The sequence below is a fragment of the Sphingomonas sp. P3_C5 genome (genome assembly GCF_056402635.1).
In genome coordinates this window covers 200,542-215,362 of the sequence record NZ_JBFUHA010000009.1, presented here as the reverse complement: position 1 = coordinate 215,362, position 14,821 = coordinate 200,542, and the positions used below count along the sequence as shown (strand labels likewise).

General features: G+C 61.6%; 14 protein-coding genes. 13 read left to right on the top strand and 1 reads right to left on the bottom strand.

Annotation, left to right across the window (positions count from 1 at the left end; all coding sequences use genetic code 11):
- Nucleotides 1–92: 92 nt before the first annotated feature.
- Nucleotides 93–1,799, top strand: a complete 1,707-nt coding sequence (locus AC1DVS_RS21040; protein WP_478026071.1) for a long-chain-fatty-acid--CoA ligase — start codon at nucleotides 93–95, stop codon at nucleotides 1,797–1,799.
- A gap of 46 nt (nucleotides 1,800–1,845) precedes the next feature.
- Here the strand turns inward: AC1DVS_RS21040 and AC1DVS_RS21035 are convergent, their stop codons facing one another.
- Nucleotides 1,846–2,103 carry a ribbon-helix-helix domain-containing protein gene (locus AC1DVS_RS21035; protein ID WP_478026069.1) on the bottom strand — a complete coding sequence of 86 codons (258 nt, stop codon included), beginning with the start codon at nucleotides 2,101–2,103 and terminating at the stop codon, nucleotides 1,846–1,848.
- A gap of 121 nt (nucleotides 2,104–2,224) precedes the next feature.
- On the opposite strand from AC1DVS_RS21035, the gene AC1DVS_RS21030 reads away from it, so the two are divergent.
- The 12 genes from AC1DVS_RS21030 to AC1DVS_RS20975 all read left to right on the top strand — a co-directional run bounded on the left by AC1DVS_RS21030 (nucleotide 2,225) and on the right by AC1DVS_RS20975 (nucleotide 14,703).
- Nucleotides 2,225–2,464, top strand: a complete 240-nt coding sequence (locus tag AC1DVS_RS21030; RefSeq protein WP_478026067.1) for an exodeoxyribonuclease VII small subunit — start codon at nucleotides 2,225–2,227, stop codon at nucleotides 2,462–2,464.
- A gap of 4 nt (nucleotides 2,465–2,468) precedes the next feature.
- Nucleotides 2,469–3,368 (top strand): polyprenyl synthetase family protein, encoded by a 900-nt coding sequence (locus AC1DVS_RS21025; protein WP_478026129.1) that lies wholly within the window; start codon nucleotides 2,469–2,471, stop codon nucleotides 3,366–3,368.
- Nucleotides 3,369–3,414: 46 nt separating this feature from the next.
- Nucleotides 3,415–3,921: a pantetheine-phosphate adenylyltransferase gene (coaD, locus tag AC1DVS_RS21020; RefSeq protein ID WP_478026065.1), complete on the top strand. Its 507-nt coding sequence runs from the start codon at nucleotides 3,415–3,417 to the stop codon at nucleotides 3,919–3,921.
- Between the two features lie 151 nt (nucleotides 3,922–4,072).
- The gene (locus AC1DVS_RS21015; protein ID WP_478026063.1) at nucleotides 4,073–4,813 is read left to right on the top strand and encodes a peptidylprolyl isomerase; all 741 of its coding nucleotides are present in this window, start codon (nucleotides 4,073–4,075) and stop codon (nucleotides 4,811–4,813) included.
- Between the two features lie 28 nt (nucleotides 4,814–4,841).
- Nucleotides 4,842–5,867, top strand: a complete 1,026-nt coding sequence (gene queA / locus AC1DVS_RS21010) for a tRNA preQ1(34) S-adenosylmethionine ribosyltransferase-isomerase QueA (RefSeq protein WP_478026061.1) — start codon at nucleotides 4,842–4,844, stop codon at nucleotides 5,865–5,867.
- Between the two features lie 130 nt (nucleotides 5,868–5,997).
- Nucleotides 5,998–7,410 carry a methyl-accepting chemotaxis protein gene (locus AC1DVS_RS21005; protein ID WP_478026059.1) on the top strand — a complete coding sequence of 471 codons (1,413 nt, stop codon included), beginning with the start codon at nucleotides 5,998–6,000 and terminating at the stop codon, nucleotides 7,408–7,410.
- A gap of 254 nt (nucleotides 7,411–7,664) precedes the next feature.
- Complete coding sequence (locus tag AC1DVS_RS21000; RefSeq protein WP_478026057.1) at nucleotides 7,665–8,213, top strand: EF-hand domain-containing protein; 549 nt, start codon at nucleotides 7,665–7,667, stop codon at nucleotides 8,211–8,213.
- Complete coding sequence (locus tag AC1DVS_RS20995; protein WP_478026055.1) at nucleotides 8,206–8,895, top strand: HAD hydrolase-like protein; 690 nt, start codon at nucleotides 8,206–8,208, stop codon at nucleotides 8,893–8,895. Before AC1DVS_RS21000 ends, AC1DVS_RS20995 begins: the two co-directional genes overlap by 8 nt.
- Nucleotides 8,896–8,949: 54 nt before the next feature.
- Nucleotides 8,950–9,861, top strand: a complete 912-nt coding sequence (locus tag AC1DVS_RS20990; RefSeq protein ID WP_478026053.1) for a bifunctional helix-turn-helix transcriptional regulator/GNAT family N-acetyltransferase — start codon at nucleotides 8,950–8,952, stop codon at nucleotides 9,859–9,861.
- 168 nt (nucleotides 9,862–10,029) lie between these two features.
- Nucleotides 10,030–10,347, top strand: a complete 318-nt coding sequence (locus AC1DVS_RS20985; RefSeq protein WP_478026051.1) for a hypothetical protein — start codon at nucleotides 10,030–10,032, stop codon at nucleotides 10,345–10,347.
- 348 nt (nucleotides 10,348–10,695) lie between these two features.
- The gene (locus AC1DVS_RS20980) at nucleotides 10,696–13,191 is read left to right on the top strand and encodes a hypothetical protein (protein WP_478026049.1); all 2,496 of its coding nucleotides are present in this window, start codon (nucleotides 10,696–10,698) and stop codon (nucleotides 13,189–13,191) included.
- Between the two features lie 1,053 nt (nucleotides 13,192–14,244).
- The gene (locus tag AC1DVS_RS20975; protein ID WP_478026047.1) at nucleotides 14,245–14,703 is read left to right on the top strand and encodes a helix-turn-helix domain-containing protein; all 459 of its coding nucleotides are present in this window, start codon (nucleotides 14,245–14,247) and stop codon (nucleotides 14,701–14,703) included.
- Nucleotides 14,704–14,821: the final 118 nt, after the last annotated feature.

The window sequence follows — 14,821 nt, the reverse complement described above, 5'->3', positions numbered from 1 at the left end:
GCGTGGGCGCTTCCAGTTTGGATCGGCTTGCGCCTCAGGCTTCCAGTTTGGATCGGCTTGCGCCTCAGGGGGCGTCTCCCTACACCTTTTCCATGACTGACCCCGAAAGCGCCTGGCGCAGTTCCTATCGCCATCCCACGCGCTGGGATTCGGAGTTCTCGCCGCTTTCAATGATCGATTTCTTCGATCAGGCGGCGGCGCGCGGTGGCGATTCGCCGCTGATCGATTTCCTCGGGCGGCACTATAGCTATGCCGAGACGCTTGAAGGTGCCAACCGGGTCGCGGCCGGCCTGAAGGCGCTCGGCTATGGGCCCGGCGACCGGATCGGCCTGTTCCTGCCCAATGTGCCGCATTACGCCGCGGCCTATTACGGTATCCTCAAGCTCGGTGCGACGGTGGTGAATTTCTCGCCGCTCTATACCGTCGCGGAACTCGAGCATCAGGTCGCGGATTCGGGGACGAAGCTGCTGTTCACCCTCTCGGCCAGCGCATTGCTCCCGACCGCGCTCGCGGTGCTCGAGGGCAGCACGCTGGAACGGCTCGTGGTTGGATCGGTCGCAGGCGCGCTCCCTGCGGGCAAGTCGGTGCTCTACCGGCTGTTCAAGCGTCGCGAGGTGACGAAACGGCCCGTCGATCCACGCATCACCGCCTTTTCGGCATTGATCGCCAATGACGGCGCCTGCCCCGCCCCGGCGATCGATCCGGTCAGGGATGTCGCACTGATCCAATATACCGGCGGCACCACCGGCGTTCCCAAGGGCGCGATGCTCACGCACCAGAATCTGTCAGCCAATGCGCGGCAGGTCATGGGGCTCGATCCGCACCCCGAGATGCATGACCGCATCCTCGGCGTGTTGCCGCTGTTCCACGTCTTCGCCAACACCTGTGTGTTGAACCGGACCGTCCACAATGGCGGCTGCATCGTGATGCTGCCGCGCTTCGACGCGGGCCAGGTGCTCGCGGCGATCAGCCGGACCAAGGCGACCGCGTTGCCCGGCGTGCCGACCATGTATCAGGCGCTGCTCGATCATCCCAAGATCGGCGCGACCGATTTCGCGTCGCTGCGGATCTGCATTTCCGGCGGAGCACCGCTGCCGGCCGAACTCAAGGCGAAGTTCGAAGCCGCGACCGGCGCGGCCGTGGTCGAGGGCTATGGCCTGTCGGAGAGTTCGGGCGTGATCTCCGCCAATCCTTACGAAGGCGAAGGCAAATCCGGCACGATCGGCCAGCCTATCCCCGGCACGCATGTGTGCCTCGTCGACAAGGGCGATCCCAGCCAGCCCGCGCCCGAAGGCGAGCCGGGCGAAATCCTCGTCTCGGGCCCGCAGATCATGAAGGGCTATTGGAACCGCCCGGAGGCCGATGCCGAGGTGTTCGTGACCGATCCTGCCGGGCGAAAATGGCTGCGCACCGGCGATGTCGGGACGATCGACGACGACGGCTTTATCCGCATCGTCGACCGGCTGAAGGACATGATCGCGGTGTCGGGCTTCAAGGTGTTTCCAAGCCAGATCGAGGCAGTGCTCCATCATCATCCGGCGGTGAAGGAAGCGATGGTGATCGGCCTGCCCGACAAATATCGCGGCGAGCACCCGCGCGCCTATGTTACGCTGAACGATGGCGCGGTGGCGACCAGCGAGGAGTTGCGCGGCTGGCTGAACCCGCAGCTCGGCCGGCACGAGCGGGTCGATGAGGTGGTGATCCGGTTGACCATGCCCAAGACGATGATCGGAAAGCTCAGCCGCAAGGATCTGGTGGCCGAGGTGATGGCGGAAGCGCAGACATCCAGGAGCCCCTGATCGCGATCATGGCTCTGATAGGCCTGTTCCCCATCTGACCGACATCTCAATCGTGACGCCTCGCAGCTGAAAGCTTGTCCAACCGGGCAAATGCTTCCTCGACGAATATTGCAGGTCTCGGATCGGCAAGCGCCTCGTCGATCTTCCGGCGATAGAACTCGTCGAGCATCGCCTCCTCGCGATCAAGGGCGCGCAAACCCTCTTGAATAACCTCGCTCATCGAAGCGTATCGGCCGGTCTCGACATAATGCCGTGCCCGATTCGTCATGCCCCCAAGGGTAACTTTGATCGCTTTGCTCGCCATTACGACCTCCCGATATGATCGGACGATATCAAGTCCTCCCGCCTCACTCAAATCCCGCGCGCGCATTCCATACCGCCACGCCTTCTTGACCCCCCTCGCCCGCCTGCCGCATAGCGGTGCGATGGATACTCCGATAGAAGAGCTGTCGTTCGAGGACGCACTGAAGGAGCTCGAGGCAATCGTCTCGCGGCTCGAAAGCGGCGATGCGCCGCTCGACCAGGCGATCAGCCTTTACGAACGCGGCGACCGGCTCAGGCGGCGTTGTGCGGAGCGGCTCGACGCGGCACAGGCGCGGATCGAGGCGATCCGGCTCGATGGCGAAGGCCGTCCAACTGGTGTCCAGTCCTTTGCTGCCGGCTGACCCGATGGCGGCCGCCTCCCTGTCGCTCAAGGCGGCGCTGACTCAGGTCGGCGCGGATATCGACCGGCGCCTCGACGTCTTCCTGGCGATCCCCGATGATCCGCGGGCGAACCTGTACCGCGCGATGCGCCACTCGGCGATCGGCGGCGGCAAGCGGCTCCGCCCTTTGCTCGTCTTCGCGACCGCGCGGCTGTTCGGGGTCGATCGCGATTGCACCGGGCGTGCGGCGACAGCGATCGAGTGCATCCATGTCTATTCGCTGATCCATGACGATCTGCCGGCGATGGATGATGACGATATGCGCCGCGGCAAGCCGACCGCGCACAAGATCTTCGGCGAGGCGGCCGCGATCCTGGCCGGCGACTCGCTACACGCGCTTGCCTTCGAGATCCTCGCCGATCCGGCGACTCATCCGGATCCGTTCGTCCGCGCCGAGCTTGTGCTCGATCTCGCTCGCGCGGCGGGGCCTTCGGGCATGGCTGGCGGACAAATGATGGATATCGAGGCCGAGAAATCCAGCTTCGATCTGCCGACCGTCACCCGCCTCCAGGCAATGAAGACGGGCGCCCTGATTGCCTGTTCGGTCGAGGCCGGCGCGATCCTCGGCCGGATACCGCCCGAGGGACGAACCTCGCTGCGGGGCTATGCCCGCGACCTCGGCCTCGCCTTCCAGATTGCCGACGACATTCTCGATGTCGAAGGCACTGAAGAAGCGGTGGGCAAGAAGGTCGGCAAGGATCAGGGCGCCGGCAAGGAGACCTTCCTGTCGCTGCTCGGCCTGCCCCGCGCACGGGAGCAGGCGCGGATGCTCGTCGACCAGGCGATCCAGCATCTGCAGAATTATGGCCCGGAAGCCGATCTGCTGCGCGAAATCGCGCGGTTTACGCTCGAGCGGGATCGGTGATCCTTCGAAAGCCGCGGTCGACCGAAAAGAAGGGGGCGAGCATACAATGACCATGCGCACCGGTGTTTATCCCGGCACCTTCGATCCAGTGACCCTCGGGCATATGGATATCATCCGGCGCGGCGCGAAGCTGGTCGACCGGCTGGTGATCGGCGTGACCACCAACCCTAGCAAATCGCCGATGTTCAATCTCGAAGAGCGCATGACGATGGTCCAGCGCGAGGTCGCCGAGATCGGCGGCGAGATCCATGTCGTCAGCTTCGATTCGCTGCTGATGGATTTCGCCGAGCGCGAGGGCGCCCGGGTGATCATCCGCGGGCTGCGCGCCGTCGCCGATTTCGAATATGAATATCAGATGGCGGGGATGAACCAGCAGATCAATCCGCGGGTCGAGACTGTGTTCCTGATGGCCGATGTCTCGCTGCAGCCGATCGCGAGCCGGCTGGTCAAGGAAATCGCGCTGTATGGCGGGCCGATCCACCGCTTCGTGCCGCCGACCGTCGCGGCTGAAGTGGCGACGCGGGTCGCGGCGATCGGTCTCAAGGGCTCATAACACCCGATTTCGAAGCTCTGCCACACGAGCGCCACGGTTGGGTTGGATGACCCTGGTTTCGAGCGGGCGATGTTCAGATTGGCGCAAGCGGGGATTTGCTCTAAGCGCCCATTAAAGCCCGAGCCTATGGGCCAAGCCTTACGGGGATGTGATGCGTTTTATTGCCAGCCTGATCCTGTGTGTATCTGCTCTTCTTGCCGGGCCTGCGTTCGCGCAGAATATGGATGTCCAGATTGCGGGTCGTCCACCTGTGCCGTCGATGACCGATCCCGAGAATCTGCTCTATCTCGATCTGTCCGATGGCGGCCGGGTCACGATCTGGCTGCGGCCCGATGCCGCGCCATTGATGGTCGAGCGGATCAAGACGCTCACGCGCCAGCATTTCTATGACGGTCTCGCCTTTCACCGCGTGATCGATGGTTTCATGGCGCAGGGCGGTGATCCCAAGGGCGACGGCACCGGCGGATCGACGCTGCCCGATATGAAGGCGGAGTTCAATTTCCTGCCGCATGTGCGCGGTGCCGTTTCGGCCGCGCGGACGGCGGACAAGGAAGACAGCGCCAACAGCCAGTTCTTCATCGTGTTTCAGCCAAGGCTGAGCCTCGACCATAAATATACGGTGTTCGGCCGGGTGATCGACGGCATGCAATATGTGGATGCGATCGCGCGCGGCGAGCCGCCGGCGCGACCCACCAAGATCCTTCACGCCTATGTCGCCGCGGATAATCCGCCGGCCTATACGCCGCCACCGGTCGAGGCCGCACCGACGCTCGAGCCGACACTGACACTGCCGAGCAGCAAGCCGGCGCCGATGGTGGTGAAGGTGAAGCCGGTAGCGGCAAAGCCTGCCCCGGCAGTGCCTGCGAAGAAGAAGGCGGCACCAAAGAAATAAGCGCCGCCGGTTTTTCCGGGATGACCGGATGAAGGTTGATCTTTTCGACTTCGATCTGCCGCCCGAGCGGATCGCGCTGCGCCCAGCGTCGCCGCGCGATTCGGCGCGCATGCTCGTGCTGGACAGTGACGCGACGCGCGACATGATGGTCGCTGACCTGCCGGGCCAGCTCCGCGCTGGCGACCTGCTCGTCTTCAACGACACCCGCGTCATCCCCGCCCAGCTCGAAGGGACGAAGGGGAACGCCCGGATCGGCGCAACACTCCATAAACGCGAAGGGCCACGGCGCTGGCGTGCCTTTGTCCGCAACGCCAGGCGCCTGCGCGAAGGCGACATGGTGGATTTCGGCGCCGGCGTCAGCGCGGTGGCGAGCGACCGCGCCGAGGATGGCAGCCTCGCCCTCACCTTCAACGGCGACGAGCCGGTCGAGCTGCTGCTGGAGCGCGCAGGCCGGATGCCGTTGCCGCCCTATATCGCCGCCCGCCGCGCCGCCGATGCGCGCGATGCCGATGATTATCAGACGATGTTCGCGGCTGAGAAAGGCGCAGTCGCCGCACCGACCGCCGCGCTGCATTTCACGCCGGCGCTGATCGCCGCGCTCGACGCAGCCGGGGTCGGGCATACGACGCTGACGCTGCATGTCGGCGCGGGCACCTTCCTGCCGGTCAAGGTGGACGATACCGAAAGCCACAAGATGCACGCCGAATGGGGTCGTATCGACGCCGCCACCGCGGACCAGCTCAACGCGGTGCGCGCGACGGGCGGTCGCGTGATCGCGGTCGGCACTACGAGCCTCAGGCTGATCGAAAGCGCGACCGGCGAAGACGATATCGTCCGGCCATTCGAGGGCGACACCGCGATCTTCATCACGCCGGGCTATCGCTTCCGGGGCGTGGACGGGCTCGTCACCAATTTCCATCTGCCGCGATCAACGCTGTTCATGCTGGTCAGCGCGTTGATGGGCACCGAGCGGATGAAAGCAGCTTACGCGTATGCCATTGGAAATGGCTACCGTTTCTACTCTTACGGGGATGCTTCCCTGCTGCTGCCGTGAATGTGCATTGGTGGGCAGCTGCAGGTAAACCCGGAGCCAGCGCTGACTTTGATTGAGTTGACGCTAAATTCATTTCTGGCTGATACTAATATGCATAAGCGTCAATTTACCAATGTAGAGGGAGAAAAGTGTGCGTCAAAACGCTTCCGATACATTTGGCGAGGAGATTCAAAACAAACTTGATCAAATAAGCCTTGAGATGGCCGAGATTGCTGGAACAGTTTCGGAAATTACCCGTTTCGTTCATGACCAACAGAGCCTGTTTGATCACGTTCAGGAATTGGTTCAGGTTCTTGTCCGAGATGTTGTTAACATTGACAAGGTAGCTATAGAGACAAGCGATGTCATCGCGTTAACTGCCGAGCAATCTGAGAAATCAATGCAAGCAGCTGTTATGGCGCTTTCAGCGGTTCGCCATCTCTCCGAGTCAGTAGGCGGCATGAGTGACAGGCTGGGGCACGTTGACGGTACATTAGATGCGGTAAGTACAAGCTCGCGCACCATCCAGAATATTGCCCGGCTAACCAACATACTTGCTCTGAATGCGACGATAGAGGCGGCACGGGCGGGAGAATCAGGCGCTGGCTTCGCGGTCGTCGCCAGCGAGGTCAAGGCCTTGTCGTGTCAGACAAACCAAGCGACCATAGACATCGAGGGCACCTTGGGCGAGCTCTCCAAAAGTGTCGGCTATTTGCGGAACGTCTGTGTAGACTCGCTGTCAGTTGTAGGCGACGTCAATCAAGGCGTCGGGGTAATCACCGGCGTTTTCGAGGGGCTTCGTACCAACCTGTCCACTGTCGGGGGCAAGGTTAAAAACACCGCAACGGCCGCGGCGGAGAACCGCCTCCATTGCCAGGCGGTGCTCGATCGAATCGATCACTGCACCGACGGAATGCGCGAGACTGCCGGCAGTCTTAGCTCGATTGATCGGCGGGTACAAAACTGCCTCGATCATAGCGAGGGGCTGATGAACGAGCTGGCCGGCAGTACTATGGTCGGGAGCGACGGAAAGATGCTCGCAATGCTGACTCGGGTTGCCGCGGCAGTCACCCAGGCATTCGAAGAAGCGGTTGCGTCTCGAAAAATTGGGTTTGAAGCTCTGTTCGACGAAACTTATCGCCCGATCGCTGGTACCAACCCTACGCAATTTATGAACGCATTCACGAACTTCACTGACGAGGTCCTGCCACTGATACAAGAGCCTGTCCTTGCGATGGATCCTCGTATCGTCTTTTGCGCGGCTGTTGATCGTAACGGGTATTTACCCACCCATATGAAGAAATTTAGCCGCGAGCAAAGCGACGACCTCGTCTGGAATAGCGCGAATTGCCGAAACAGGCGCATATTTGACGATAGGACCGGTCTGCGCGCCGCACAAAGCCAGAGTAAATTCCTGTTGCAGACCTACCGGCGCGATATGGGCGGGGGAGAGTTCGTTCTCCTGAAGGATCTGTCCATGCCGATTTGGGTTGGGGGGCGGCATTGGGGAGCACTTCGTCTCGCTTATCGTGTTGAGAGCCAGCCTCATAAAAAAGCCGTTTAAATACAAATACTTGTGATCTGTCGGGTGCTTTTCCGCACGGATGCCATGAACAACCATCAGCGAATAGGCGGCCCAGTCAGGGAACGACATGCTGGCGCCCCTCCTGACGCCCTCGCCTATGAGACGCCGCTCGCGGCGGTCAAAGCGGCAACCGATCATATGGGCAGCTCGTCGTCATACCATCGACACCAGCTAACGTTTCTGTAGCTATGGCGGCGCCATCCTGGCGATTCCCTGAAAGGCCCATCCCCGCAATGCGCTTGCCGATTACCGCCGCGATCCTTGCTGCTACCCTTGCGGTCGCCTTCAGCGCGTCCGTTTCGGCACAGGACACGCACGCGACGGTCCCTGTCCAGCTCGCCGCGCAGGGCAGCCCGCCGATCGCGAACGGGTCCAACGGCCAGCCCCCGGCGACGATGGTGGTCGAGCCCGTCGGGATGATGATCGCGGCGTGCGACACGGACAATGACGGCAAGACGACCCGCATCGAGCTCATCCAGTGCGTCACGAAGAGCTTCGATGCGGTCGATACCGGCCATAAGGGATCGATTGGCTATATCGACTATAGCGACTGGGCACTGAAATGGCTCGGCGATCGCAATGCGCTGCCCAGCCCCTTCACTATCGACAGCGATGGCGACAATCGGATCACGCTCACCGAGCTGCAGGCGGGACTCGGGGCTCTGTTCACGCGTTTCGATACCGACAAGGATGACGCCGCCACCCGCGCCGAGCTGCTGACGATCCGCGCCACCGCCGGAGGCGATCGGCCGCCCGGCAAAAAGGGCAAGCGCGGTGGCTGATCGCATGTCGGGGGGCGCTCTTGCCGTTGAGGGAGCCGGTGCGACGCGTCGCTCGCCCGGCTATGCACTCGCCATCTTCGATTTCGACGGCACGCTCGCCAATAGCGGCGACTGGTTCCTGTCGATCGTCGACGACCTCGCCCGGCGTTTCCGCTTCCGCGCGACCCCCAGGGACGAGCTGGAAATGCTGCGTGGCCTCACCTCGCGCGAGGTGATCCGTCATCTCGGCATCTCGCGCTGGAAGCTCCCGGCGATCTCGCGCCATGTCCATGCGCTGCTCGCCGAACAGATCGACCAGATCGCACCGTTCGACGGGATCGACGCCTTGTTCGAGGCGCTCGACGCCGGCGGCGTGCGGATCGCGATCGTCACGTCCAACAGCGAGGCCAATGTCCGGACCGTCCTGGCGCCTGAAACGATCGCGCGGGTCGAGCTGTTCGAATGCCGAGCTTCCTTGTTCGGCAAGGCCCGCCTGTTCAAGCGCGTGCTGCGCCGGAGCGGCCTTGCGCCCCATCAGGTGATCGCGATCGGTGACGAGACCCGCGACATCACCGCCGCGCGCAAGGCAGGTGTCGCTGCGGGCGCTGTCCTGTGGGGATACGCCAATCGAACAGCGCTGACCGGGCTCGAGCCCGATGTCCTGTTCGAAACGCCGGGCGACGTCATGCGCGCCCTGCTTTAGGGCCGATTGGCCCTAATAGTTGACTCCGTCAAGTTTATCCGCCAGTTTGGCGGCATGGACCAGACATTGTCGTCGCTGCGCGCGTTCAACCGCTTCTACACCCACTTCTCGGGCGCGCTCGACGCGCACTTCCTGGGCAGTGCCATGTCGCTCGCCGAGGCGCGGATGCTGTACGAAATCGCCACGCGCGAAGGTCCGGTGGCGGTCGAACTGCAACAGGCGCTTGGGCTCGATGCGGGCTATGCGAGCCGGATCCTGCGCAAGTTCGAATCGAGCGGCTGGATCGAGCGCGGGCGCGGCACCGACGCGCGGCGGCGGCCGATCGCGTTGACCGCTACGGGCCGCGCTGCCTTTGCTGATCTGGACCACCGCCAGCGCGCGGTGCTCGAGGCGCGGATCGAAACGCTTGGAGAGGTCGACCAGCGCGCACTCGTCACTGCGCTCGATGCCGCGCGCGGGCTGCTCTCGAACGACGCCAAGCGCGGTTATACCGTCCGCACCTTCGGCACCGGTGATATGGGCATGATCACGGCGCGCCAGGCGATCCTCTATCGTGAGAGCCATGATTGGGGCGCGCCGATGGAGGTCCTGCTCGGCGAAGTGACCGCGCGGTTCCTGCGCGATTATCGCGAAGGGCGCGAACAATGCTGGGTGGCGGAGAGCGGCGGGGTGATGGCCGGCTCGGTATTCGTCGTTGACGCCGGTGAGGGCGTTGCCCAGTTGCGCCTCCTCTATGTCGAACCCTGGGCGCGCGGCATGGGAATCGGCAGCGATCTCGTCGGGCGCTGCGTCACTTTCGCACGGGAAGCCGGCTATACGACGCTGAAACTTTGGACCCATACCGTGCTCGACAGCGCGCGGCGCATCTATGCCGGCGAGGGTTTCCGGATTGTCTCAACCGAGGTGCATCACGAATTCGGGCGGCCCGAGCAAGGAGAGATCTGGGAGATGGAATTGACTGGCTGAGGCCATATCCCTGAAGGACGGGTCAAAGGATCTGTCTTAGATCTATATATATGAATTAAAACGATAATAGGCGCAATCCGCGCCAGCCAAACCTGTCAGAACCCTACTGACATTTTGCTACCCCGACCTTGATTCAACCCCAAGGCCACCCGCGCTACCCACAGCGCCATGATCTACAAACCCGAATTCGCCAATCAGCCCCGCACCATGTGCAGCCTCGGCGCGACCGACGAGGATCTCGCCGAGCGTCTCGAGGTCTGCGTCCGCGCGGTTTGTCGTTCGCCCAACATCCATGATGAGTTCGCCGAGGCGCTGGTCGCCGGCAAGGGCCGATGTTCGCGTCCAGCGCGCGCGCCCTCTCTCAGCAACATTCGTCAGCGCCTTGCCCTGGCTTCGAGAGAATTTTCACCAGCCGAAAGGTCGATGGCATCGATCAATCACATAGTTCAGCATCTCATAAGCAGACAGTCAATCTATCTACCATGAATTACGCCATTAGTTAGCAAAACTATTGGGAGAGACAATAATATCCTTGAGATCGTTCACTTAAATTTGCACGCATTACTCTAATATCGCGATTTTATTATTAACCTAGAGGAGTATATCATGATCTATTCACCAGGGCTGCTTGCGGCAGCCATAGCGGCGACCGTGCCCAGTGACGCCGATATCGTCCAGACGACAGGCTATCGCAGCCTCGGGAAAGGCGCGGCATCCTATCGGCGATCGACATCCGCGGCGACGAGTGCGCTCGGATGGGGCTCGGGCCTGTGGTGGTTCCAGTCGGCAGACGGCGCCTATTGGCAGTTGAACGAACAGCGGCCGGATCTGCTGATGTTCGGCGGCTATGACGATGGCGCAAAGCCCTATGACAGCAACGCGGTCACCGGAACGGACAATGCGCCGGCCATGAACGCGCTGCTCTATTACTGCCAATATTTTGGAATTTCGACCGCCTGGGTGCCGGCCGGCAAATATGCATTTTACGATACGATTCACGCCGGCTTCGGCGGCGGGACACTGGGCAGTTACACTCACGTCAATATCCGTGGCTCCGGTGCACTTTACGCAGGGCACGCCTCTTTGCAGGGATCTCCCGGCACCGGCCTTTACGCGGCTTTCAGCGACCGCCCCCTGATCAGCGTTCAGGGCCAGCGCAATTGCACCATCAGCGACATGGGGCTCTTCGGCCTGTTCGCCAAATATGTCATCGACAACAATTTGGCGGTGACGAGCGGAGCCCTCGCCCTCAATCCGACGTGCGACGACCGAGACGTCAAGAACTGGTACGACTCGAGTCTGAGCGCCATGCAGGATGGGCGTTACACGCCCTATTCAGCGATTGCGGTTGATCCATTCTCGGGAACACGGCCGACCCTGGCCGCGTGGGTGGCCTCGACGGCCTACCAGACCGGGGAGGTGTGCTTCGTCAATTCCAAGGTCTATGTGGCGCGCAACTACGGCATATCGGCAGCGAGCGGAGGCCCGAGCGGATCGACGGCTACCGAGGCCGATGGAACGATGGTCTGGGCCTATATGGGTGCTTATAACAGCGGCCTGCCCAATCAATATGTCTCTTACAACGACGTCGCCTACCCGTCCTATAGCGGTGTGGGATCGACCCAATATGGCAAGGGCCAAAGCTCGAATGTCACCGTCGAGCGGTGCACGTTCGAGGGCTTTGTCTGCACTGTCGTCGTACAGCCGTCCAACTATGACGCCAACGGTGACTTCCTGAAGGTGCGCGACTGCCTGATCCAGTTCACCAAATATGCCATCGACGTCGGTCAGACGCAGAGCCGCAACGTCTCGATCAGCAATATCACCGGGAACCAGATTTTTACGTTTCTCGAAGGTTCGACTCACGGGCATCGTTCAGGGCGATTCCAGGGGCCGGTCATCAACGTCTCCCTGAGCGCGACAATGAACCTGTTCAACGCGCATGCGGGATATCTGGCGCCGCTCACCTTCCAGGATTGCTATATCGAATGCCTTGATCGCCTCGGAAACCTCATGGGATCTGCCGGCAAGGCCGTGATCTTCCTTGGTGGCGACATGAATATGCAGACCGTCACCTATAACAACGTGCGAGGCACGCCGGATAACCATTTGAGCGCGTCCACGACCCGCCATGTGGGCAATGCGTCCTGTTCGTCGCCCATTCTCTTCATCGGCACCGCGCTGAATTTCGAGCGCGTCTGCGTGCTTTCGGCTCAGGACGTTTTTACGCGAGGGGGCTTGGTCCAGGATGTCACCAATACCGGGGGCGGTCTGCCGATTTATCGATGCCTGGCCAACACAGCCTTGGCTGGCGGGATCGTAACGCCCGCATTCGGGGCGCAGCCTAGTGCGTACAAGGTGGACTTCGGCCACGGATACATTGCCCGCAATCTCACTACGGGCAATTCAGTAGGCGTGAAGTCCCTGGGTGGGGGCATCGCAAACGATGCGCAGCGACTCTATGGCTGTCCCTATTACACTCGCAAATTGCAGGTGAATGGCCTGACCTCGCCCGTCGAGATCGAGCGGTCACAATCGGGCTTCCCAAAATCATCGCGGTTTCCGGATCTCACGCTCTCCGGCCTTATTTTGACCGGCACGTTTTTTCAGTCAGCCGGCGCTGCGGAACAGGCATATCTGGTCCCCGGCGACGTGCTGACCGACGACGATACGGGTAAGACATTCTACGTCTTTTCGTTCGACACCACCACCAAGGTCATGAAGGCAGTGCTCCAGAACGGCTATCAGGGCCCGCCTGGCGCGGAAACGATCTACGGGACCTTTTCGACAAGCGTCGGCAACCTCTCGGCCTGTACCGGTCGTACCTTCGTTCCGAACGTGCCTGTGTTCGTCAGCAATCTGGCTTCCAAGGTGCTGACAGGCGATCTCACCGGCGGCTCGACCAAGATCCAGAACGTGGCACGCGCGTCCCTGAAGCTGCTCGGTCTGAAGGTTGCTGGAGGGACCATCCCCTCGGGCACGGTTGTGATCGGCATCGACGGGACCGACGTCTATATGTCGGGTACCGGGCCGACGGCGACGGCAGCCGGTGCAAGCCTCACCTTCGGCACGAACAGCAATATCCTGAGAGACGTCGGCAACGCCCAAGGGACGGCGGGCGCGTCCCTGTCCGGTCCGATAGTGGGAGACTTCATTGATTCCAGCTACGCCACGGACGGACTGGCTGCCGCAGGCGTAACGATTTCGGCGTTTGACGACACGGCACAGACCATCGCGCTCGCGGGAGGCAATGCTCTCTGGCCACCGAGAAACAACTTCCGCCTGAAGTCCTTCCGCCGGCAGCCGCCCGCAAATCTGACATCTCCATGATGGCTTCAGGTTCGATGCGACATTGAGCCGGGATTTCGGTGTTGCGTGCGATTATCCCCAAGTCGGATGCCAGCCCCCATGGCGGGTGGCGTAGCCTGGGGGTTATCGCACGTGGCATCATTGTCCAATCGGCGTCTGCAAGAGCATCGGGCTTGGACTGAAACGAAAAGGCGCTATGCTGGCCAGTGAGCTGCAATATTGCTCGGGGAGGCAACGATGAAGCGCACGGTTCTTTTCGTCATGGCGATAACCTGCGCCGGGTCGGCATTTGCGCAAACCGAAGAGCAAAAGATCCGGGACAGGCCCAACTACCAGAGCCAGCGGCCCTTTGGGGCAACCGAATGGCCTCCCAAGCCTCGCGACCCCAGAGATGAGACCAACTTCGGGAGTCCTCAGGACAATGTCCGCAATACGGATCAAAGCAGCAAATCCGAGCAGAAATTATATGCCGAGCGTGCGAGTGAATGGCGACGCATGCAATATCGTCGGCAACACCCGCTCAGCGTAAATCTCGGCGGCGACCCGAGTTTCACCAGCAGCGTGCCTCCCTCTTATTCGCGCCGGTCGTCGGCGCCGAGTACTTCATCCCAGGGGAGCTCGCGTTCATATGGCAACAGCGCGAGCAGTGGCTCGTACACTTCGGGGAGTTCGGGAAGTTCGATCTACACACCCCGCGCGCAGCGACGCTATACACCGCCCTCGACATATGAGCAGGCTGTAAGGCAGGACCAGAGTTGGCTGCGTCCGAATTTCGGGAGCGCGCAGCCCTCCAGGCCCTACACCAATCGTTCAACCAGCGGTGGCTCCTCCTCGAACACCTATGGGTATCACCCTTACGGCAGTTCATCGTCGAGCAGCCAGTCACGATGCTCGAGCTATCAGATCAATTGCCCGCGGAAATAAACGGACATTGATTCTGGCGCGTCTGCTTAATGTACTGATTAATAACAATATTTTAAGTATCGCAGCAAAGCAAACCTGTCAGAACCCTACTGACATTTTGCCCGCCCGCCCTTGATTCAACCCTAGGTCCAGCCGCGCTATCCAAGCGCCATGATCTACAAACCAGAATTCGCCGAACAGGCCAGCCACATGTGCCGCCTCGGCGCCACCGACGAAGAGCTCGCCGAGCATTTCGAGGTGTGCGTCCGGACCATCTATCGCTGGCGCAACACCCATGAGGAGTTCGCGGCAGCCGTGGTCGTCGGGAAGGAGCATGCCGATGCCCGGGTCGAGCGCGCGCTCTATTCCCGCGCCGTTGGGTGCAGCGTCGAGCGCACCAAGGTCTTCAAAAGCGCCAGTGATCCCAAACCGGTCTACGCCGCCCACAAACACCATTTCCCGCCCGATCTCAACGCCGCGCTGCACTGGCTCCGGGTGCGCCAGCCGAAGAAATGGCAAATCCGCGAGGAGCAGAAGAGCGATCCGGGCGCGATCGAGATGATCGAAAAGGCGCTCGCCCGCGCCGCGAAGTATGCCTCACCCTGTCCGATGCCGCCTCGCGGTGGTTAGGCTGAGCGTCGCGCGTGCGACCCGTTTGCTCAAACCGATCGTGCGGAAGTGCCTCGAGCTTCGGCGGTTCGCGGTATCGATACATTTTCACTCTATCCCCAAGGCCTGCGGCAAGGCA

Coding starts and splice junctions, on each gene's coding strand:
- AC1DVS_RS20980 (WP_478026049.1), top strand. CDS start 10,696: ATGTTCGGCGGCTATGACGATGGCGCAAAGCCCTATGACAGCAACGCG.
- AC1DVS_RS21015 (WP_478026063.1), top strand. CDS start 4,073: ATGCGTTTTATTGCCAGCCTGATCCTGTGTGTATCTGCTCTTCTTGCC.
- AC1DVS_RS21000 (WP_478026057.1), top strand. CDS start 7,665: ATGCGCTTGCCGATTACCGCCGCGATCCTTGCTGCTACCCTTGCGGTC.
- AC1DVS_RS21030 (WP_478026067.1), top strand. CDS start 2,225: ATGGATACTCCGATAGAAGAGCTGTCGTTCGAGGACGCACTGAAGGAG.
- AC1DVS_RS21040 (WP_478026071.1), top strand. CDS start 93: ATGACTGACCCCGAAAGCGCCTGGCGCAGTTCCTATCGCCATCCCACG.
- AC1DVS_RS20985 (WP_478026051.1), top strand. CDS start 10,030: ATGATCTACAAACCCGAATTCGCCAATCAGCCCCGCACCATGTGCAGC.
- AC1DVS_RS20990 (WP_478026053.1), top strand. CDS start 8,950: ATGGACCAGACATTGTCGTCGCTGCGCGCGTTCAACCGCTTCTACACC.
- queA (WP_478026061.1), top strand. CDS start 4,842: ATGAAGGTTGATCTTTTCGACTTCGATCTGCCGCCCGAGCGGATCGCG.
- AC1DVS_RS21025 (WP_478026129.1), top strand. CDS start 2,469: ATGGCGGCCGCCTCCCTGTCGCTCAAGGCGGCGCTGACTCAGGTCGGC.
- AC1DVS_RS21035 (WP_478026069.1), bottom strand. CDS start 2,103: ATGGCGAGCAAAGCGATCAAAGTTACCCTTGGGGGCATGACGAATCGG.
- AC1DVS_RS20975 (WP_478026047.1), top strand. CDS start 14,245: ATGATCTACAAACCAGAATTCGCCGAACAGGCCAGCCACATGTGCCGC.
- coaD (WP_478026065.1), top strand. CDS start 3,415: ATGACCATGCGCACCGGTGTTTATCCCGGCACCTTCGATCCAGTGACC.